This window comes from Paraburkholderia sp. GW821-FHT02A12 (genome assembly GCF_059422005.1).
Genome location: NZ_JBWKWA010000001.1, coordinates 1,795,537 through 1,814,934 on the forward strand (window position 1 = coordinate 1,795,537; position 19,398 = coordinate 1,814,934).

17 protein-coding genes are annotated in these 19,398 nt (G+C 62.8%); 13 read left to right on the forward strand and 4 right to left on the reverse strand.

Annotated elements, in window-relative coordinates:
• Nucleotides 1–2: 2 nt before the first annotated feature.
• The gene (locus AC07WT_RS08000) at nt 3–1,142 is read left to right on the forward strand and encodes a dihydrolipoamide acetyltransferase family protein (protein ID WP_494946656.1); all 1,140 of its coding nucleotides are present in this window, start codon (nt 3–5) and stop codon (nt 1,140–1,142) included.
• 53 nt (nt 1,143–1,195) lie between these two features.
• On the opposite strand, the gene AC07WT_RS08005 is transcribed toward AC07WT_RS08000, so the two are convergent.
• Together AC07WT_RS08005 and fusA are read right to left on the reverse strand one after the other, a co-directional pair.
• Complete coding sequence (locus tag AC07WT_RS08005) at nt 1,196–1,984, reverse strand: SAM hydrolase/SAM-dependent halogenase family protein (RefSeq protein ID WP_494946657.1); 789 nt, start codon at nt 1,982–1,984, stop codon at nt 1,196–1,198.
• A 287-nt stretch (nt 1,985–2,271) separates the two neighbouring features.
• Nucleotides 2,272–4,323 (reverse strand): elongation factor G, encoded by a 2,052-nt coding sequence (gene fusA, locus AC07WT_RS08010; protein WP_492590261.1) that lies wholly within the window; start codon nt 4,321–4,323, stop codon nt 2,272–2,274.
• Nucleotides 4,324–4,544: 221 nt separating this feature from the next.
• On the opposite strand from fusA, the gene AC07WT_RS08015 reads away from it, so the two are divergent.
• From AC07WT_RS08015 to AC07WT_RS08025, 3 genes are all read left to right on the forward strand, one after another.
• The gene (locus tag AC07WT_RS08015; RefSeq protein WP_492590260.1) at nt 4,545–5,030 is read left to right on the forward strand and encodes an aminoacyl-tRNA deacylase; all 486 of its coding nucleotides are present in this window, start codon (nt 4,545–4,547) and stop codon (nt 5,028–5,030) included.
• An 83-nt stretch (nt 5,031–5,113) separates the two neighbouring features.
• Complete coding sequence (locus tag AC07WT_RS08020; protein ID WP_494946658.1) at nt 5,114–5,851, forward strand: BON domain-containing protein; 738 nt, start codon at nt 5,114–5,116, stop codon at nt 5,849–5,851.
• Between the two features lie 196 nt (nt 5,852–6,047).
• Nucleotides 6,048–7,790 carry a tetratricopeptide repeat protein gene (locus AC07WT_RS08025; protein ID WP_494946659.1) on the forward strand — a complete coding sequence of 581 codons (1,743 nt, stop codon included), beginning with the start codon at nt 6,048–6,050 and terminating at the stop codon, nt 7,788–7,790.
• A 51-nt stretch (nt 7,791–7,841) separates the two neighbouring features.
• Here the strand turns inward: AC07WT_RS08025 and AC07WT_RS08030 are convergent, their stop codons facing one another.
• Nucleotides 7,842–8,216, reverse strand: coding sequence for a DUF2784 domain-containing protein (locus AC07WT_RS08030; protein ID WP_494948399.1), 375 nt, complete (start codon nt 8,214–8,216; stop codon nt 7,842–7,844).
• A gap of 177 nt (nt 8,217–8,393) precedes the next feature.
• On the opposite strand from AC07WT_RS08030, the gene AC07WT_RS08035 reads away from it, so the two are divergent.
• Nucleotides 8,394–8,618 carry a CDGSH iron-sulfur domain-containing protein gene (locus AC07WT_RS08035; protein ID WP_492590257.1) on the forward strand — a complete coding sequence of 75 codons (225 nt, stop codon included), beginning with the start codon at nt 8,394–8,396 and terminating at the stop codon, nt 8,616–8,618.
• 80 nt (nt 8,619–8,698) lie between these two features.
• Here the strand turns inward: AC07WT_RS08035 and AC07WT_RS08040 are convergent, their stop codons facing one another.
• Nucleotides 8,699–10,168, reverse strand: coding sequence for a sigma-54 dependent transcriptional regulator (locus AC07WT_RS08040; protein ID WP_494948400.1), 1,470 nt, complete (start codon nt 10,166–10,168; stop codon nt 8,699–8,701).
• Between the two features lie 1,820 nt (nt 10,169–11,988).
• Between AC07WT_RS08040 and AC07WT_RS08045 the strand changes: the two genes are divergently transcribed.
• The 8 genes from AC07WT_RS08045 (at nt 11,989) to AC07WT_RS08080 (ending at nt 19,390) form a co-directional block, all read left to right on the forward strand.
• Nucleotides 11,989–12,183 (forward strand): Flp family type IVb pilin, encoded by a 195-nt coding sequence (locus tag AC07WT_RS08045; protein WP_494946660.1) that lies wholly within the window; start codon nt 11,989–11,991, stop codon nt 12,181–12,183.
• 115 nt (nt 12,184–12,298) lie between these two features.
• On the forward strand, nt 12,299–12,466 hold the full coding sequence (locus AC07WT_RS08050; RefSeq protein WP_494946661.1) for a Flp family type IVb pilin: 168 nt from the start codon (nt 12,299–12,301) through the stop codon (nt 12,464–12,466).
• Between the two features lie 97 nt (nt 12,467–12,563).
• A complete protein-coding gene (locus tag AC07WT_RS08055; protein WP_494946662.1) occupies nt 12,564–13,091 on the forward strand; it encodes an A24 family peptidase in 528 nt (175 codons plus the stop codon).
• A 229-nt stretch (nt 13,092–13,320) separates the two neighbouring features.
• Complete coding sequence (locus AC07WT_RS08060; protein ID WP_494946663.1) at nt 13,321–14,748, forward strand: DUF8689 domain-containing protein; 1,428 nt, start codon at nt 13,321–13,323, stop codon at nt 14,746–14,748.
• A 62-nt stretch (nt 14,749–14,810) separates the two neighbouring features.
• The gene (gene cpaB, locus AC07WT_RS08065) at nt 14,811–15,659 is read left to right on the forward strand and encodes a Flp pilus assembly protein CpaB (protein ID WP_494946664.1); all 849 of its coding nucleotides are present in this window, start codon (nt 14,811–14,813) and stop codon (nt 15,657–15,659) included.
• Nucleotides 15,660–15,765: 106 nt separating this feature from the next.
• Complete coding sequence (locus tag AC07WT_RS08070) at nt 15,766–17,736, forward strand: type II and III secretion system protein family protein (RefSeq protein WP_494946665.1); 1,971 nt, start codon at nt 15,766–15,768, stop codon at nt 17,734–17,736.
• A gap of 22 nt (nt 17,737–17,758) precedes the next feature.
• Nucleotides 17,759–18,073 carry a hypothetical protein gene (locus AC07WT_RS08075; protein ID WP_494946666.1) on the forward strand — a complete coding sequence of 105 codons (315 nt, stop codon included), beginning with the start codon at nt 17,759–17,761 and terminating at the stop codon, nt 18,071–18,073.
• Nucleotides 18,074–18,097: 24 nt separating this feature from the next.
• Entirely contained in the window at nt 18,098–19,390 is a 1,293-nt protein-coding gene (locus AC07WT_RS08080; RefSeq protein WP_494946667.1) for a pilus assembly protein TadG-related protein, read from the forward strand.
• Nucleotides 19,391–19,398 lie beyond the last annotated feature (8 nt).

Genomic DNA, 19,398 nt, shown 5'->3' on the forward strand with positions numbered 1-19,398 from the left:
CCATGAAAGTCTTCAAACTGCCTGATCTCGGCGAAGGCTTGCAAGAAGCGGAGATCGTCGAGTGGCACGTCAAGAGCGGTGACGACATTCGCGCGGATCAGCCGCTGCTGTCGGTCGAAACGGCGAAAGCGATCGTCGAGATTCCGTCGCCGCAATCCGGCCGCATCGCGAAGCTGTTCGGCCAGCCGGGCGACGTCGTGCATCTGGGCGCGCCGCTCGTCGCATTCGAAGGAGAGGGCGACGAAGCCGATGCCGGCACCGTGGTCGGTCATATGGAGGTCGGCCAGCATGTTGTGCGGGAAGCGCCGGCGGAGCCTGGCGGCGGTATCGGCGCGGGTATCGGCGCAGGCATCGGCGCGGGTGTCGCCGTGATCAAGGCGATCCCGGCGGCGCGGGCGCTCGCGCGCAAGCTGGATGTCGATCTGGCGATGGTGACGCCGTCGGGGCCGGAGGGTGTGATCACGGCGGCAGACGTGCAGCGTGTCGCGAAGATCCTCGCCGAACTCGGGCCGCCCGAAGTGCTGCGCGGCGTGCGGCGCGCGATGGCGCAGAACATGGCACGCGCGCGGAGCGAAGTGGCGGCGGCAACCGTCATCGACGACGCCGACATTCATGCGTGGCCGCCGCATACCGATGTCACGATCAGGCTGATCCGCGCGCTGGTGGCCGGATGCCGCGCCGAACCGGGGCTCAACGCATGGTTCGACGGACATACGGGACGGCGCCACGTGCTGGAGAAGATCGATCTCGGCATCGCCGTCGATCTGCCGGACGGCCTGTTCGTCCCGGTGTTGCGCAACGTCGCGCTGCGCGACCCAGCGGATCTGCGCGCCGGGCTCGACCGGATGCGTGCCGACATCCGGGCCCGCAAGATTCCGCCGGAAGAACTGCGCGGCAATACGATCACGCTGTCGAATTTCGGCATGATCGCCGGTAAATATGCGGCTCCCGTGGTGGTGCCGCCCACCGTCGCGATTCTCGGAGCCGGGCGTATTCACGAGCAGGTCGTGGCGGCAGCCGGAGTTCCCGCCGTGCACCGGATCTTGCCGCTGAGTCTGACATTCGACCATCGGGTCGTCACGGGCGGTGAGGCGGCGCGTTTTCTTGCCGCGACGATGGCGGATCTGCAGATGGCGCAGTAGCCGTGCCCGGATGATCGGACACGCGCGCATCGGCGACGGCGGACTACGGGGCGTCAGCTGTTCCCGTCCTTGCACGGATCGGGGGGCAAGCGCCGCTGTCGAACTGCATCCCCGACACGCACACCAAGCTGAGCCGCGGCGCTGCCGCCGCTCACCGCAATCTCCACTAGCCCGACCGAGTTCTCGTACCAGAAGGCTTGACCGGCCGGTGCATCGGCAAAGACCCGGGCATAGGCGACTTCTCTGGACGCAATGTCCAGCCGGGCGCTCCTCGGCACGGTGCCAGCCCGCAGCCCGGTCAGCGCATTGCCATAGTGATCCACGTAGATGACTTCGGCCAGATCGTCCGCACCAAGCTGCACACGCAAACCCGCGCTTTCAGCCAGCTTGTCGGGAAGCGGATTGAGAAGCGGGTCGGGACGCAGGTCGCCGCAGCTGAGCCAGGCTGCCAGCGGGGCGAACAGATCGCGGCCATGGAACGAGGCGGAGAGCATCGCGGGACGCCATGTAATGCGCCAGGTTCGGGAACGCGCCGCGCGCGCCGCCACGACCGAGAGCAAACCGTTGTCCGGTCCCACGAACCACTGCGCGTCGGCTTGCAGCACGACCGCATCGCGCTCGCCGCCTACGCCGGGGTCGACCACGGCCAGAAACACCGTATCCGGCAGGTACCAGCCTCGAAGCGCGGCGAGCAGATGCGCGCTTGCCCGCGGGTTGTAATTCGGCGCAGTGTGCAGCACATCGATGAGAGTGGTGCCGGCTGCCGCGTGCCGCAGCAAGGCAGTCTTCAGCTGTCCGACATAGATGTCGTCGGCCCCGAAGTCAGTAAACAGCGCGATCATCGCATAGCCTCCTTCCAACGCTGTGCCGTCCTATGTGCCTGGGTCCGGCACATCGTAGCCCGGATCTGCGCACGGCGTCGTTCTCACGTGCGGCGGTGCAGCGTCGCCGTCAGAAAGTGCGTAGCCGCGATCCAGTGCTTCAGGGAGGGCGAACGGGTGTTCGACCGCCTGTCGTCGAATACGCGTTACGCCGGGTGGCCTGTCGGGTTGCGTATCAGGTTGCGTATCAGGTGGCGTATCAGGTGGCGTATCAGGTGGCGTGTCGGGTCGCTCGACTGGCATGCCGCTCATGGCGCCGCGCCGTCGCCCTGTTTTTTGTGCTGCGCCGCCATCCGCTCCTGCTGAGCGGGGGACACCGGATCGTAGTGGCTGAGCTGGATACTGTACGTGCCGTGCCCGCCGGCAATGGCGTTCAGACGCGACTGATAGTCGTTGAGTTCGGACAACGGCACCTGCCCTGCGACGACCACGGCGTTGCCGGCGGCCGTGCGTGTGCCATGAACCTGCCCGCGCTTGGCGGACAGGTCGCCGATGATGTCGCCCATCGCGGCTTCCGGCGTCATCACCTCGATGTCCACGATGGGTTCGAGCAGGACGGGCTGGGCTTTCAGCACGGCGTCGATGAAGGCCTTGCGCCCGGCGGAGACGAACGCCACTTCCTTGGAGTCGACTGGATGGCTCTTGCCGTCGAAGACGGTGACTCGCACGTCCTGCATCGGGAAGCCGGCAAGCGGCCCGCTGTCGATGACCTGCTGGATGCCCTTTTCCACGGCGGGCATGAACTGGCCGGGGATGGCGCCGCCCTTGACGGCGTCGACGAACTCGAAGCCGGCGCCGCGCGGCAGGGGCTCCACGCGCAGCATCACTTCGCCGAATTGTCCGGCGCCGCCGGTTTGCTTCTTGTGGCGATGATGCCCCTCGGCCTTGGCGCCGATGGTTTCCCGATAGGCGATCTTCGGCGGCCGTGTCACCACCTCGAGCTTGTACTGCTCGGAGAGTCGCTCCAGAACGAGGCGCAGGTGCAACTCGCCCAGACCTCGCACCACCGTCTCGTTGGTGCCGACCGGGTGTTCGATACGCAGGCACGGATCTTCCGCACTCAGCTTTTGCAGAATTTCCCAGAGGCGCTGCTCGTTGCCCCGGCGCGCAGGCTCGATCGCCAAACCGTAGATGGGGGTGGGGAAGTCGAGCGGGGTCAGGTGGATGTCGCCGTCCTCGGGCGCGTCGTGCAGCACGGCATCGAAGCCGATCTCGTCGACCTTGGCCGTGGCGCAGATATCGCCTGGACCGGCCTGCTGGACGTCCTCGTGCTCCTTGCCCTGCAGCATCAATAGATGGGCGACCTTGAACGGCTGGCGCCCGTCGCCGATATAGAGCTGGCTATCGCGCCTGATCGTGCCCTGATGGATGCGAAACACGGCCATCTTGCCGATGTAGGGGTCCATGACGATCTTGAAGGTATGGGCCAATACATGCTTGTCGGCGACCGGTTCGGCGCGCACGACCTCCCGGCGGCCGCCGGCATCGCGGTAGAAGAGCGGCGCGTTGCCTTCCAGCGGATTGGGCAGAAGCCGGACGAACACGTCGAGCAGTTCCGCGATGCCGGCGCCGTTGGCCGCCGACGTGAAGCAGACCGGCACCAGATGACCTTCGCGCAGCGCCCGCTCGAAGGGCTCGTGCAGCTGCTCCGGGCTGATGGCCTCGCCTTGCTCCAGGTAAAGCTCCATCAAGGCCGGGTCGATCTCGACCACTTGATCGACCAGCGCATCGTGCGCGGCCGCAACAGACAGGAAATCGGCGTCGCCGGCAGGGTTGAAAAAACAATCCACCACCTGGCGGCCGCTCTGCGCCGGCAGGTTGATGGGCAGGCATCCCTTGCCGAAGTTCTCCTGAATCTGCAGCAGCAGGCCGGGAAGGTCGGCTTTTTCTCCATCGATGCCGTTCACGACGATCATTCTGCAGAGCTTGCGCTCCTCCGCCCACGCCATCATGCGCCGGGTGGTGGTTTCGATGCCGGTCTGCGCATTGACGACGATGGCGGCAGTCTCCACAGCGGGCAGCGCACTGATCGACAGCCCGGAAAAGTCCGGATAGCCGGGTGTATCCAGCAGATAAATGCGTGTATCCCGGTAGTGCAGGTGGGTGACGGCGGAGTTCAGCGAGTGGTGATATTTGCGCTCGAGCGGGTCGAAATCGCAGACCGTGGTGCCGCGCTCCACGCTGCCGGGCGCGTGGAGCGCGCCGCCTCGGTGCAGCAGGGCTTCGACAAGCGATGTCTTGCCGCATCCGGCATGCCCGACCAGGGCGATCGTGCGGATGGCGTCGGGGCTGTAGCGCATGGCCGCCCTCGTCCAGTAGTGGATGTGGGGCCATTATTGGCGAAAACAGACCCGCGTGCCATACGGGATGATCGTCCCATTCGTCGTCACGCCCGCACAGTCATGGCGCTGCCGTCCGCATGCGGCCGTCTGCATGTTTTCACGCGCGAGCTAAAGCGAACTATCCTTAAGGAATCTTGCGCAATAATCCCTCGTTTCCTTCCTTCCAGAGGAGGTGTGTCATGGCAATCTCTGCCACTCTCCAGAGCTGCCTGAGCAGCAAGGGCTCCCAGTACGAAATCGTGCATCATCCGTACAGCCATTCCAGCACCGAAACTGCGGCGGCGGCACATATTCCCGGCGACCGTCTCGCCAAGACCGTGCTTTTCGAAGACGAACACGGCTATGTGGCGGCTGTGCTGCCATCGACCTACGCCGTGCGGCTGTCCGAGCTTTGGGCAAAGACCGGACGCCACCTCCTGCTGGCCAAAGAGGTCGATCTGCGGGAGCTGTTCAAGGATTGCGACGCAGGGGCGCTTCCGCCGGTATGTACGGCCTATGGCATGCAAACCTATCTCGACGAGAGCCTTGCCCAGCATCCGGACGTCTATTTTGAGGCCGGCGATCATCAAGAGCTGATTCACATGGACACGGATCAATTCCTGGAACTGATGGATCGAGCCGAGCGGGCACGCTTCGCCCGTCGCATGCATGGTCTGCCGACCTGAGCAGCGCCCGCCTGATACGGCAAGGCTTGTGCAGTGCGCCATAAAGGGGCGCTGTGTCACCCAACCATTGCGCGAGGCGGATCATGCAACGCAGCGATACGGTGTTGAAGCAGGTGATGGCAGCCTTCGAACGCGAATCACACCTGAAGCTCCAGAATCATCCCATTCATATGAGTTTCGACGGCGGCACCTTGACCGTGGCAGGCGAGGTGCCAGATATCGCATCCAAGAAACGGCTTCTTCAGTTGACCCAGGTACACAGCGAGGGCCAGCGTCTGGTCGACCGGCTGCGTGTCGCCGTCAGCCCGCCGGTCGGCGATGGCGAGTTGCGCACGCGTGTCTGCGAACGGCTGGCGCAGGCGGTGGATTTCCGCAATTGCGTGATCTGTGCGCGCGTCAAGGGCCAGCTTGAAGTGCTGCGCGGCACCATGGATCAGGCGGGCAACGACGGCAGCGGCGTCGTCGAAGTGACGGTCGAGGACGGTGTGGTGACCCTGACGGGGCAAGTGATCAGCCTGTCTCACAGGCGCCTCGCGAGTGTGACTGCGTGGTGGGTCGGCGGCTGCCGTGACGTCGTGAATCTGCTGGAGCTGGTGCCCGCCGAAGCGGACGGCGACGATGAGATTTCCGATGCTTTGCAACTGGTGCTCGAAACCGATCTGCGGGTGCGCGCCGACCAGATCACCATCAATGTGGAAAACCACAGGATTACGCTGGCAGGTTGGGTGGCGACCGAAGCCGAAAGACGGCGGGCGGAACAGGACGCCTGGTGTCTGGATGCCGTCGAGGGCGTCGTCAATCACATCCAGGTGCGGGCCTGATCTGACTGCAGGCCCGCGTAGTGCTTTTTCAACCGGTAAAACATCTGCTCCGCAGTTGGGCAGCCCGACTCGCTGCACCTCCTGGCAGGAGCGCTGCTCTGCTCCGCGTGGCTGCCGCGATCGTCGGCCGGAGGAGGGAAGCAAGCTGCATTGCCGGACGCCGCTGCTTTCCATAGAACGGCGAGCGTGATGGGAAATGAGTGCGCGCAAGATTCTTTCGGGCGTGGCGCTGGCCGTGTTGTCCGGAGGATGCCTGGCTGCGGACGCGGGAAGTGCCTGTTCTCCGGCGTTCTCCGAGGTCGATGTCAAAGATGGCCTCAAGGTACAGGCCGATTGCGGATTGTCCGTCCAGACGCTCAACCGCATGACCATCGGGTTGAACCGCGCGGTGAAGGGCGCGAGACTCTCCGGTGCGCAGCGGGTCTCGCTCGCGAGAGCCGCCAACGTGATACTCGGTGCAGTGCATGCGCAATCGGGCCGCATCGGGCGCAGGACCGATACCGCGTTCGTCAATATCGAACCGCTAATCGAGCGCCTTGCCGGGAAAATCGGGGCGCGGCCCGACGCAGATCTGGTAGCCGAAGCCCGGAAATGGACCGCACGTTACGAGGATCTGCTGCGCAGATCCTCGATCGCACGGAGTTCCGATCCGCTTGAACTGCAGATAGACGAAGCGCTCGAGCGCTTCGATCTGGATGGCGCGTCAAAACTGCTGACCAGGCTGCTTGCCGAACAACAGGGAACCGCGCAGGTGTTGGCGGTGCGTTGTTATGAGGCTGGCGAAATCGAACTGCTGCGCTTCGCGCCGCAGAACGCATTGCCGTATCTGGAAAAGGCCTACGCGTTGCAACCGGAAGACGCCGACATTGCGACTGCATTTTCCGACTCTTTGCAGGAGCAACGCGAGTTTGAACGTGCGGAACCGATTTACCGTACGCTGCTGTCGCGCTATCAGATGCTTGCGCAGGAGAAGCCTACGGCCTACCAGCCGCAAATTGCACGCACGCTCGACAAGCTTGGCAACCTTTACGTCGGGATGCAACGGCCAAAGGAGGCGGAGGCCGCCTATCTGCGGGCGCTTGAGATCTACTGGGTACTGGCGCAACAGAACCCGGCGGCCTACGGGCCGGCTGTGGCAGAAACCTTCGACAACCTGGGCGTTCTATATCGCGATACACAGCGCCTGAGGGAAGCAGCGGATGCCTACCGCGAAGCGCTAGACATCGATCGTGCGTTGGCCTATCGCGATCCCGCGACCTACAAGCCTGATATCGCGACGACGCTCAACGACCTCGGCATCCTGTACGACGCCACACAACGCATGAGCGATGCGGAGCAGGCGTATCGCGAGGCGCTGGACATCCAGCGGGCTCTCGTGCGAGGCAACCCTGCGGCCTATCGCCCGGCACTCGCGCGTACGCTCAACAACCTCGGCAACCTGTATAGCGCCATGCATCGACTGCAGCAGGCAAAACATGCCTACAAGGAAGCGCTCACGATCCGGCAGCAGCTTGCCCGGGAGAGTCCAGCACTGTATCGGCCCGACGTGGCGCGCACGCTGACCAATCTTGGCGCGCTCTATCGTGCCACGCGACGGCCGAAGGATGCACAGCAGGCTTATCAGGATGCGTTGCAAATCTATCGTTCGCTCGTGCAGGAAGACCCCGCTGCCTACCAGCCGGACGAAGCGCGGACGCTGAACAATCTAGGTGTCCTTTTCAGTCACGGCGGCCACCCACGCGAGGCGGAAGACGCCTACCGACACGCGCTGGATCTTTACCGGACTCTGTCGCGAGATAATCGCGCGGCCTACCGTCAGGATGAAGCGCGGACACTTGGCAACCTGAGCGCGCTCTTCAGCCAGACCCGGCGACCGCGTGAGGCCGACGAGACCCGACGTGAAGCAGCCCGTCTTCTCGACACAACGGCCGCGCCGTAGATCGCACGGCAAACTGCCTTTGCGTTGGGTGCGTTGGGTGCGTTCGGTGCGTCAGGTGCGTTGCCGGGGCGGCACCCTGCGCCAGGTCAGCAGCACCGCCAGAGCGAACACCACATAAGCGAGCGTAAACACCCAGACCGGCACATCGTAATAGAGCAGGCGGCTCACCCAGCGCTGGATGAAGCCTTGCGCCCCAACCGAGCCATTTCGCAGCCAGTCTTCCAGCGCAGTCAGGGGGCAGACTACGCCCAGCACTGACAGGGCCGACACCAGGCCGATCGCGAACAGATGAGTGAGCCGGAACAGCCGGCGGCGTACCCAATCCCAACCGAGGGCCGAGCCGACCCAGATCGCAGCGAGTCCGCCCACGATAAAAAGCGCGATCAGTGCGTGCATGACGAGCACCGCATCGGCGAGCAGGATCATGATGTCCTCACACGATTCGCGGCGAATTTCCGACTGGTTTTTGTGCGATGCCGCGATGCGCGCCGCACCTTGGCGCCGTATCAGAGATAGACTGAAATTTAACCTGTATTCAGGTTGCCGCATCGGGTGTCCCTAACATGTGCGGGACCGCGCGATTCACAACGATCGGAGGCGCAAATGGCAACTGCAATTATCACCCCCCGGAACAACGGCCCTTACCACATCAAGGGCGACTTCAAGATTACCACCCAAGGCGGGAAAAATATCGAGGTAGATAAGGATGAAGTCTGGCTATGTCGATGTGGACACTCGAACAACAAGCCGTTCTGCGACGGTTCACACAGGAAGAGCGAGTTCAGGAGCGATCTTGACGAAAAGCCGCAGGAAGGAGAAACGCCCTGATGCATTCGTTGCTGTGGACAAGTTCGGCGCAGACGATGGAGCGTCGGCATCACGCACATGGATAACCGGAAAGTCGCCAATCAGACGGACGGGTCCCCGTTCAGTATCTCGTCCGTATCGTCCACAGCCATATCTTTGACGTTGCGCATTCCGTACGCGACCATCAGCCGATACAGCGTGACGCGCGAGATTCCGAGCGCCGCCGCCGTTTCGCCCATCCGGTAATCGTGCCGCCGCAATGCGGTTTCGATCGCGCTGCGCTCGGCCTCTTCGCGTACGAGGTCGAGCGTCATCGCTTCCTTGTCGGTCGGCGATTCGAGGTCGAGATCATGGGGCGTCAGCAGCCTGCCTTCAGCCATCACGAGCGCACGGCGCACACGATTGTTTAACTCGCGCACATTGCCGGGCCACGGGTGGTTGTACATGGCGGCGATCGCCGATGGCGTGAAGCCGCGAATCTTGCGCGTGCTTTCGGTCTTGTACTTCTGCAGGACGTGATGCGCGAGTATTTCGATGTCTTTGCCGCGTGCGCGCAGCGGCGGCTCGTCGACACGCAGCACGCACAGACGATGGAACAGATCGGCGCGGAAGCGTCCGTCGAGTATGGCGGCTTCGAGGTCGACGTGGGTGGCCGAAATCACGCGTATGTCGACGGGAAGCGATTCGTGGCTGCCAAGCCGTTCGATCCTGCCTTCTTGCAGGAAGCGCAACAGGCTCGCCTGTGCCTCGAGCGGCATGTCGCCAATTTCATCGAGAAACAGGGTGCCGCCGTTCGCCGATTCGATGCGGCCGATCTTGCGCTGCTCCGCGCCGGTGAACGCGCCGCGTTCGTAGCCGAACAGTTCCGACTGAAGAAGATGCTGCGGAATCGCGCCGCAATTGATCGCAACGAACGGCGCCTTGCGCCGCGGCGACCGCTCGTGGATAGCGTGAGCGGTGAGTTCTTTGCCGGTGCCGGATTCTCCGGAAATGAACACGCTGGCATTGGTGTTGGCGACCTTGCGGATTATGCCGAAAAGCTGCTGCATCGCCTCGCAGGTGCCAACCATCTCCTTGTCGCCCGGAAGGGTGGCTTCGGCAGCATGGTCAAAATAATCCAACGCCGCCATGCCTCGAGCATGCCCGAGCACATGGGAGAGCCATTCAGACGGCAGCGGCAGCGTGACGTAATCGAAACAATAATTGCGAATCAGTTCGCGCACGACGCGGCTTGCCGTGTGGCCTTCGGCCGAGACCGCCACCCAGCCGATGGCCGGTTGGCTCAGGCACTCCTTGAGGGCCGCAAAGTCGCGTGGCGCGAAGCCGTCGAAATCGATGAGACCTGCTGCGACGCCTGTTTTCCCTGTCACGGCTTGCGCACCGGCGGCGGTTTTCGCCACGGTAACCTCCCAGCCGGCCAGGCGCATATTCGCCAGGAGCACGTCGCTCGGTGCGCGAGCAACGCAAATCAGACGGTGCTGGGTGTCCGGCTGGCGTTGGGGTGCGGACTGCGCTGAATCGGCCGTCACGCAAGAGGTCGTTCGAAAACGGTCTGGTGATTTTGGCACGATATTCCCCCCTTTCTTTTTACGTTGTTGCACGCCTGAAAATCGGCTGCGCGACGACGTCCGGTGCTTCGATGCTACTCGCTGCGGGTGCTGCAAAAAAAAGAATCTCGATGCGGCCGTCACAGCCAGGACCACAAAACTCCCATACAGGGGTAACGTCCCGATTCGTCCGCGGATGTATCGGTATTTTCCCCGACGAATCACGGCTCGGAGCACGGCTCGAATCACGGCTCGTTACCGACGTACGCGATGCCGTCGTTCTGCGCGATGCATCAGAAGGCTGACACGACTCTATACCAGTCATGATGGCGGGGTCTGGGGTTACTCAAGTGTCGCGTCACGCTGTGAGCACCTCGTGCGGTATGGCAAACGATATCGCGAGCCGGCTGGTGTCCCAGAGAGCGAGCAAAAATTGGGGAGGTCGATTTCGTCAGGCCGCCCTGGCTTGCGGCAGGGTTGCATGGTCTGTTCTGTTCGTTGGTCGGTGCCAGCTTGGCGGATAAATTGTCAGGCGTTCCCGATTTAGCCAATGCGTGTTGCTGTCCATGAAGTGTTCCCCGTATTGGTCGCTTCTATATTTGATTGCGCCAGCGATGGCGTTTTCCGGGAGTCTAAAGGAAGCGCGTCAGGCCGTTTGTGAGGAAACGAACGAACACCGCGTCGTTTGCGCCCAGCCGGTTTATTGGCATTCTTCGCAAGGGCGCGACAGCCCGATCAGAGTCGACTCGGGGCATCGACCTTAAACAGGTACAGTCATTCATCGAGGGCTGTACGCGGTTAGACAGAAAAGCCCTCATCGGTTGATGTTCCGTCGACCAAAACGGTCGAAGCTACGGCCGCTGTGCACTCAGAAGCTGCCGTTGCATTCGAACTTGAGCGAGCGGCACCGCGACACGCGAGGAGACATTCGAGCGCTCGAACGAAAACGCTCCCATATCTGAAAATTTCAAGCGCCGTGAGAACCAAGGATGTGACTGACGTATCAACGTTGCAACAAGTGGGACAGTTTCCTTTGGGTAGTCGAATCAGTGCCGAGACTGCGCGTCATCCGTGTTTCTCCTTACCAAAAACAGATCGACTCTGTAGTCGAGCGAACATTCTGCGCATGAGCAAACGATCATTCCGCGAGCTGTCGCTGTATCGCAGACCCGCGGGCTCTTTACTTTTTATGGCGCCGGGCTAGCCAGTTTTTTCTTCGGAAAAACAAGCGGTTAGGGTGGCAAATCGGGCAGGACACATTCGCACAGACGTAGCGCTGATCGCAACAACACGTGCCCCGGATGCCGGCCATCTTTCATGCGTGGCGGTGATGCATTTTTTCGGCCAGCTGGGCCGATTTCTCGCCAAAGCCTTATCAGAAGTGAAACATTCTTCGCATCGCTAGCGCGTCTAACTCTTTTGCTTGCCCCAAACATTCAATGCCATCAAGCCTTTCCACGGCCTGGCATCCTTCTGGCTAACTGTCTCGCACCGGTGACGCGCCGCTCGAGCAGTGCGGGGCGTCCCGGTTTCGGCGTCACAGAACTGCTGACGGGGTAATCAATTCTGCGGCGCCGGAAAACTTCGCACATCACCAGTCTGCATGACCGGTCGTGCCGAAGGCCGGAACATCGATCACTGCTATCGACGGTTATCGAGGTTTCCGGAGTGGTGGGTTTGGGGAGGGGGACGGGGCGGAGTGCGCTAAGCCGACACGATGCGCGCCAGCGCCGTCCCAATGAGCCAGGCCAATCGTGGCTGCGCAGTCAGCAGCCGTTCATGATTGCTCGGTCCCGCGCGGGCATGTTTGGGGTACTAAAAACTTTTTTTTCAAGGAGCTTCAAATGCAAAAGACTCTCAACCTGGTCCGTGACTTCGCCCGCGAAGAGGATGGTGTGACGGCGATTGAATATGGACTTCTGGCTGCGTTGGTGGGTGTCGCCATTATTGCCGGTGCAACAATTCTCGGCGGGGGCCTCAATACCCTGTTCACCAACATCGGCGGCAGAATGACCGCCGCCGCTGCAACCGCAGCATAACCGTCGGTAAAGGAGCTGCCTGTGCCTGCTTCAGAGCAGCTCCTTGCATCGCACTGGCGAAGTACGCTTGAGGAACGAACTTTTTCTGGGGGCTCAGATGACGAGGACTTTTGATTTGATTCACAACATCTTGCGCGAAGAAGATGGCGTGACGGCGATCGAGTATGGCCTGCTCGCCGCGCTGGTAGGGGTGGCCATCATTGGGGGCGCAACGATTCTCGGCGGGGGCCTCAATACCCTGTTCAACAATCTCGGTGCGTGGTTTAACGGAGTTGTGGTTTAGCAATATCACAGTGCCCTAAAAATTGAGAAGGGGCCGTCCCTTTTTTCATTGGGTCAGCTGCTTGTTTTGCCATGGCAAAACAAAAACGGGAAACGCCATGAATGCCTTCGAATTTCCGGTAGGTGCGTGCCTGTTGGCACTGGTGGCGGTGGCCGCGGGTTGGGATTTACACACCCGTCGCATTCCGAACTGGCTTGTGTTGACAGGGCTGGCGCTGGCGCTGGCGATAGAGTGGCGTCTGCATGGGGCAGGTGAAGGTAGCAGCCGGTGGGGGCTTGGCATGCTCACCGGGGGAGGCCTGTTCTTGCCGCTGTACCTGCTGCGCGCGATGGGCGCGGGCGACGTGAAACTGATGGCGGCGGTCGGCTCGTTCGTCGGACCGGACGTGGCGCTGGAGATTGTGCTGGTGACATGGGTGCTAGGCGGCGTGTGGGCGCTGGCGGCGATCGTACTCAAGCGTGCAGTGAAGGCCACCGGAGCGAACATGTTGGCGATCCTGCTGGCGGGCACCGCGCGGTTCGGCAACAACGAAGCGCGAGGCGAAGGCGCTACGTTCGTCTCGGTAGGGTCGCTGCCATACGGCGTTGCGATTGCCCTCGGCACGCTGGGTGTGATGCTTCTCTAGGCGAGAGGAGGCACGCTCTGATGGCGAAGTGGGTAAGCGCCCGAGCATAACGGAAAAGCCCTCGTAGAAGGGGGAAGAAGCAATAAGCAATAAGCAATAAGCAATAAGCAATAAGCAATAAGCAATAAGCAATAAGCAATAAGCAATAAGCAATAAGCAATAAGCAATAAGCAATAAGCAATAAGCGCAGCAGGGCTCGTGCGCGGCACGGGATAACCGGGGGAATAACATGACCGACAAGCTGAAAACGGCGTCAGGCGCGCCGGCTGACATCAGTCGCCTGCAGGACGCCAGCCGCGCTCGCCTCAACGGGGGGGACGCAGAAACGCATCTGCTGGCGCGTGCGCCGCGCACGATCGCTGATACCGGCCTGGATCAGAATTTCCTGCTTGAACTGGTGGCGAAGACTGCCTTCCTGCTGGGCAGGGTGTCGCTGTCTCAACTGGTGCAGCGCCTCAAGCTGGGCGTCAACGTGCTCGACAGCGTGGCGGCCTTTGCGGTGCGCGAACGGGTGCTCGAGATCGTGCGGCGCGGCGCCAGCGATATGGACGTCGACCTTCAGTTGACCGATAACGGGCGTCAGCGCGCAGCCGAGTTTATGGCCCATTGCCGCTACGTCGGCCCGGCGCCGGTAGCGCTCGCCACCTACGAAGCCGTGCTGCAGCGGCAATCGGTGCGGCAGATGCAGGCCACCCGCGCCGGCATGCGGGCTGCCTTTGCCGGTCTGACGATCAAGGCAGCGCTGCTCGACGAGATCGGCGGCGCAGTCAACAGCGGCAAACCGGTGATCTTCTTCGGCCCGCCGGGCAGCGGAAAAACTTCGTTAGCCGAACGATTGGGACGGCTGCTGCCGGGCCAGGTGGCCGTGCCATATGCGATCGTCGTCGAAAACGAAGTCATCCAGATTTTCGACCCGCTGATTCACGAACCCTGCGACACGACAGCGCCCGACAGCGCGTTGAGCGCGCCTCCGGATGCCCGCTGGCAAATTTGCAAGCGGCCCACCGTGCTCTCCGGCGGCGAGCTGACGCTCGACATGCTCGAACTGCGCTATGACGCGGCCAGCGGCTTTTACCAGGCGCCACCGCATGTGAAGGCCAACGGCGGCCTGTACGTTGTAGACGACCTGGGCCGCCAGCGCGTGGCACCGGCCGATCTGCTCAATCGCTGGATCGTGCCATTCGATCGCGGACGCGACATGCTCACGCTGCATACCGGTACACGCTTCTCGCTGCCTTTCGATGTCTGGGTCGCGTTTTCGAGCAATTTCGCACCGTCGGACCTCGGTGACGAGGCGTTCTTCCGGCGCCTCGGCTGCAAGCTGTATGTCGGTCCGCTCGATGTCGTCGAGTATCGCGCCGTGTACGAGCGGCGCAGTGAAGAACTCGGCGTGGCGTCGGACGACGACGCCTTCGAGTACCTCGTGCATCACTTGCATATGTCGTCCGGCCGGCCACTGCTGGCGTGTTATCCGGGTGATCTGCTACGCATCGTGCTGGCCAACGCGCGATACCTCGAACAGCCAGCCGTAGCAGACGGGCCGAACCTGCTGCGCGCCTGGAACAGTTACTTCGCGGTGGTCGGCGAACACGACAACCAGCCGCCACAGCAACAGGGCGGCGCGGAGTGGGTAGCAAAAAAATTCGCGGCCGGTTAAGTGACCGGTTAGGCGGCCGGAAATTCTAGTCAGGAACAGGTCAGGCATAAGGGAGATTCATCATGAAGAACGTACGTGCGTTGGTGATGTTGCTGGTCGCCGCAGTGGCGGGGCTCGGTGCGGTCGCGATGGCATCGCGCTGGCTGATGGATCGATCGTCGGGGATGACGACCAAAGTCGCGGTCGCCGCCCTTGACGTCAATCTCGGGCAACGCCTTAACCCTGAATTCATCAAGATGGTCGACTGGCCAGCGGGCAGCATACCGGCCGGCGCGTTCACCGATGTGCAGAAACTCGACGGGCGTGTGATGAAAAACAGCGCGCTGCGTGGCGAACCGATTCTGGAGGGAAAGCTGACGCCGGTCGGTACACAGGGCGGGCTATCGGCGGTGATCGGAGAAGGCCGCCGCGCAATCACGGTGCGCGTCAATGATGTGATCGGCGTGGCGGGCTTCGCCCTCCCGGGCAACTATGTCGACATCATTGTCAGCACCCAACGAGACAAAGGCAGCGCGAACAAATCGGGCAACGACGAAAGCATCTCCAAGATCGTGCTGGAAAAAATTCTGGTGCTGGCTGTCGCGCAGGAAGTAGGCCGTGACGAAACGAAACCAAAAGTCGTCAATGCGGTCACGCTCGAAGTCACGCCTGAGCAGGCGGAAAAACTCGACCTGGCGCGCAGTGTCGGCACGCTGTCGCTGGTGCTGCGCAACCAGGTGGATACCGCGACGCTGCCTACCGTCGGCGCGACGAAGGTCACATTGCTCGGCACACCTGCAGCCGCACCCGCCTCGGCACCTGCTGCTTTGCCAGTACGTCCGGCGCGCGTGCGCTACGCCGCACGACCGGCGGCGAAGCGGGACTGCGTAGGCGTGCTCTCGGGTGTATTGGGCAGCGTCGAATGTTTCTAGGGCGGAGGCGGCGGCATCTGCGAAGACGAGCCGCTGCGACCAGTATCACGAAAGCAACGAATGGAAGTCTCGATCGACAGATGTCGGGAAACGGGGGCATGAAAAAATGAAGACGAAACTGGGGTTCTCATCCAGCGGCGCGATGCGTTGCCGCGCGCCGGGCAGCATCGTGCTCGCCGCGACGCTGTGCACCGGATTGCTTGTCGCGCAAAGCGGCGCAGCGCAGGAAGCGGTCGAGCTTCCGGCGCTCGCGAAGGCCAGGCCGAATGCGCCGTTGCCGGCTGGCCGCGCGCCGATGCCGATGATGGTCAGCATGGCGCCGATGCCGGCCGGCGGAGCAGCCGGCGCCGCTGCCGCCGCGCCGCTGCGCGGCCCGAACTGCAGCGGCGATATCCACGACGAGACCAGTGTCGTCGTGCCGGTCGGCAAGTCGACGCTCGTGCCGCTCGCCGAACCGGCACGCAACCGCACACTCGGCAATCCGTCGATCGTGCAGGCCACGCTGGTGTCGCCGCGCACGCTCTACCTCGTCGGCATGGCGGTCGGCACGACCAACATGATCGTTCAGGGGCGCAGCGGCGGATGCCAGATGATCGACGTGATCGTCAACATCGACGCCAATGGCGTGCAGCAATCGCTTGGGCAACTGTTGCCCGGCGAGCGCGGCATTCGGGTCTCGACCGCAGCGGGAAACCTGGTGCTCGGGGGCCACGTATCGAACTCGCCGGCCGCCCAGCAGGCGATGCAGATCGCGAAGGCCTACGCGGACGCACAGCCGACTCAGCAATCGCAGGCGGGATCCGGGAGCTTAGGCGGCATGCCTGTGAACCAGCAGAGTTCGAGCACCAGCAAGTCGGCCGAAGTGATCAACATGATGACGGTCGACGCGCCGCAGCAGGTGATGCTCGAAGTCAAGGTCGCCGAGGTGTCGAAGACGCTCATCAACCAGTTGGGCTCGGCGCTCAACATTCAGGGCGGCTTCGGCTCATGGAGCGGCGCGCTCGTGAGCAACCTGCTGGCCGGTGTGACGAGCCTCATTACGGGCAGCAAGGCAAACAACCACCCGTTGAGCTTCGCCATCGATGCGCAGAAGACGGACGACCTCGTCAAGATCCTCGCCGAACCGAATCTCGTCGCGATCAGCGGCCAGGAGGCCACCTTCCTCGCCGGCGGCAAGATCTTCATTCCGGTGCCGCAGAGCAGCAGTACAGGCGCGACGACGATCACGCTGCAGGAAGAGGAATTCGGCGTCGGCCTGAAGTTCACGCCGACCGTGCTCTCCAACGGCCGTATCAGCCTGAAGGTCGCACCCGAGGTGTCCGAGCTGTCGCCGACCGGCATTACGCTCAGCGCGACCAACGTTAGCGGAGTATCAATCCTGCCGCTGATCACGACCCGTCGTGCGTCCACTGTCGTCCAGATGAGCGACGGCGAGTCGTTTGCGATCGGCGGACTCATGAAGAGCAACGTCACCGGCGCGCTGAAAGCGATACCCGGTATTGGCGAAATACCGGTGCTCGGTGCGCTGGCGCGCAGCACGTCGTTCCAGCAGGACCTGACGGAACTCGTGTTCATCGTCACGCCGCATCTCGTCAAGCCGCTGCAAACCGCCGACCTGCCGCTGCCGACGGACAGCTTCTCGCAGCCCAACGCAGTCGATGTCTACGCGACCGGCAACATGGAAGGCCGTCACCCGAAAGGGATTGCTGCACCAGCTGGCACTGCTCCGGCCGCTTCGCCCACGCCGGCACCGGCTTCGGTAACCCCGCCGGCACCGCTGTCCTCGCCCGAACCGGCGCCGCAAACGCCCGCCGCACCCGTCGCGACAGCGTTGCCGCCCGCCGAGCCGCAGGCTGCGGTGCCGGGCCCGACGTCGACCGCGGCGCCGTCAACAGCAGCGACAGCGGCGACATCGCCACCAACAACGGCAGCAGCGCAATCGGCCGCCGACCGTGAAGCCGAGCGCGCCGCGCGCATCGAAAGCGCTGCCGCCCGGATTGCCGCCGCAAGCACGCAAGGCCACAAGCCACAGCAGGTCGCAAAGACCGCCGCGGCCAGCCAGGTTGTCGAACACTGATGCCATCGTCAAGGAGACTCTCATGAAACTCGCACACATCGTCTTCGCGCATCGGTCCGTGCTCGCCGTGTCGATGCTCACCGCCCTCGGCGGCTGCATGAGCAGCACGCCGATCTGGGATGCACACTTCGGCGAGGCCGAGCGCGCCGTCATGCAGGCCCAGATCATCGATCCGCACGCCGCCGAGCACGCGCAGTCCGCACCGGGCATTGACGGCAAGTCCGCCGTCTCGGCGATGGACACCTACGAAAAATCGTTTCAACAGCCCACACCCTCGCCGAATGCATTCGTTATCGGCGTTGGGGGCGGAAGCGGCGGCGGGGCCGGCGGTCAGTGAAAACAACATGCAGGGGAGGTCGTCATGCGTCACGTAATGCAAGCTGGTGCGCGCAGTCCGGCTCGTCGGAGCGAGCGCGGCGTCGTGGCGATCATCGTCGCACTGACGCTCGCGGTGCTGATCGGCTTTGCTGGTCTCGCCATCGATCTGGGCAAGCTGTACACCGCCAAGAGCGAGTTGTCCAACGCCGCCGATGCCTGTGCGCTGGCGGCTGCGCGCGATCTCACGAAGGCGGTGTCGCTGGCGACGCCCGAGGCAGCGGGTATTTCTGTCGGTGAGAAAAATCGGGTGTTGCTGCAGAGTGAAAATGTGGTGCTCACGACCAACAGCAACGTCACGTTCAGCAAGCAGTTTACCGGCCCGTATCTGACCAAAGACCAGTTCGGTGCTGCAGATGTGCCCAGCATCGGTTTTGTGCGCTGTACCGTCAACCGCGCCAACATCAGCAACTGGTTCATGCAGGTGATCAGCGCCACGCTCGGCACGTCAGCTGTTGCTGCAACCGCGGTAGCGTCGACCACGCAGTCGCAGACGACGTGTGCACTGCCGGTGTCCGTTTGCCAGCCGCCGGCCGCCACCCCCTATACGGTGGGCCAGTGGCTGGCCAGCAAGGTCGGTTCTAGTAACCAGCTGACCGGCAACTTCATGTGGGTCAAGTATTACAACTCCGATGGGAGTCTCATGACGGTTCCCGAGATCAAGACACTCCTGACGGGTGCCGGCCAGTGCTCGTTACCCACGGTTGGCAGCAAGGTCGGCGCGACAGGCAACATTCAGAGCATGGACGGTCCCTGGAATACCCGTTTCGGGATTTACCAGAATCCCTACAAAGCTCCGCCTGATCCCTCCGCTGCGGTGCCCGATTTCACCGGCTATGCCTACTCGCCCGCAGCCGCCCCGTACAAAGGCGCGCCACAGCTCCAGCAGAATGTCTTCCCGGATTTCCGCGACAACCGGCGGCCGGGCCGCACACCCTACCAGGGCGATACGGCATCGGGGCTGTCCGTTCAGGGATCCAGCTCTGGGCCACAACCGACAAGCTATTACACCAATGGCGCCGACCGCCGGCTGGCGTTGGTCCCTGTGGTCGACTGCGGGGCGCTGCAAAGCAGCCAGAAATCGGCGATTCAGTCATGGGCCTGCGTGCTGATGCTTCACCCGATGGAGAAAAACATCAACCACGCGCCGCTCAACGGCTCCGTCTATCTCGAATATCGCGGCGATGCCTCCGACCCGACTTCGCCCTGTGCGTCGCAGGGTATCCCCGGCAGCACGACTGCCGGCATAGGGCCGATGGTGCCCGTGCTGGTGCAATAGGAGAGCCG

Excerpts from the sequence above, each read along its gene's own strand:
- AC07WT_RS08000 (WP_494946656.1), top strand. The coding sequence starts at position 3 with ATGAAAGTCTTCAAACTGCCTGATCTCGGCGAAGGCTTGCAAGAAGCG.
- AC07WT_RS08005 (WP_494946657.1), bottom strand. The coding sequence starts at position 1,984 with ATGATCGCGCTGTTTACTGACTTCGGGGCCGACGACATCTATGTCGGA.
- fusA (WP_492590261.1), bottom strand. The coding sequence starts at position 4,323 with ATGCGCTACAGCCCCGACGCCATCCGCACGATCGCCCTGGTCGGGCAT.
- AC07WT_RS08015 (WP_492590260.1), top strand. The coding sequence starts at position 4,545 with ATGGCAATCTCTGCCACTCTCCAGAGCTGCCTGAGCAGCAAGGGCTCC.
- AC07WT_RS08020 (WP_494946658.1), top strand. The coding sequence starts at position 5,114 with ATGCAACGCAGCGATACGGTGTTGAAGCAGGTGATGGCAGCCTTCGAA.
- AC07WT_RS08025 (WP_494946659.1), top strand. The coding sequence starts at position 6,048 with ATGAGTGCGCGCAAGATTCTTTCGGGCGTGGCGCTGGCCGTGTTGTCC.
- AC07WT_RS08030 (WP_494948399.1), bottom strand. The coding sequence starts at position 8,216 with ATGATCCTGCTCGCCGATGCGGTGCTCGTCATGCACGCACTGATCGCG.
- AC07WT_RS08035 (WP_492590257.1), top strand. The coding sequence starts at position 8,394 with ATGGCAACTGCAATTATCACCCCCCGGAACAACGGCCCTTACCACATC.
- AC07WT_RS08045 (WP_494946660.1), top strand. The coding sequence starts at position 11,989 with ATGCAAAAGACTCTCAACCTGGTCCGTGACTTCGCCCGCGAAGAGGAT.
- AC07WT_RS08055 (WP_494946662.1), top strand. The coding sequence starts at position 12,564 with ATGAATGCCTTCGAATTTCCGGTAGGTGCGTGCCTGTTGGCACTGGTG.
- AC07WT_RS08060 (WP_494946663.1), top strand. The coding sequence starts at position 13,321 with ATGACCGACAAGCTGAAAACGGCGTCAGGCGCGCCGGCTGACATCAGT.
- cpaB (WP_494946664.1), top strand. The coding sequence starts at position 14,811 with ATGAAGAACGTACGTGCGTTGGTGATGTTGCTGGTCGCCGCAGTGGCG.
- AC07WT_RS08070 (WP_494946665.1), top strand. The coding sequence starts at position 15,766 with ATGAAGACGAAACTGGGGTTCTCATCCAGCGGCGCGATGCGTTGCCGC.
- AC07WT_RS08075 (WP_494946666.1), top strand. The coding sequence starts at position 17,759 with ATGAAACTCGCACACATCGTCTTCGCGCATCGGTCCGTGCTCGCCGTG.
- AC07WT_RS08080 (WP_494946667.1), top strand. The coding sequence starts at position 18,098 with ATGCGTCACGTAATGCAAGCTGGTGCGCGCAGTCCGGCTCGTCGGAGC.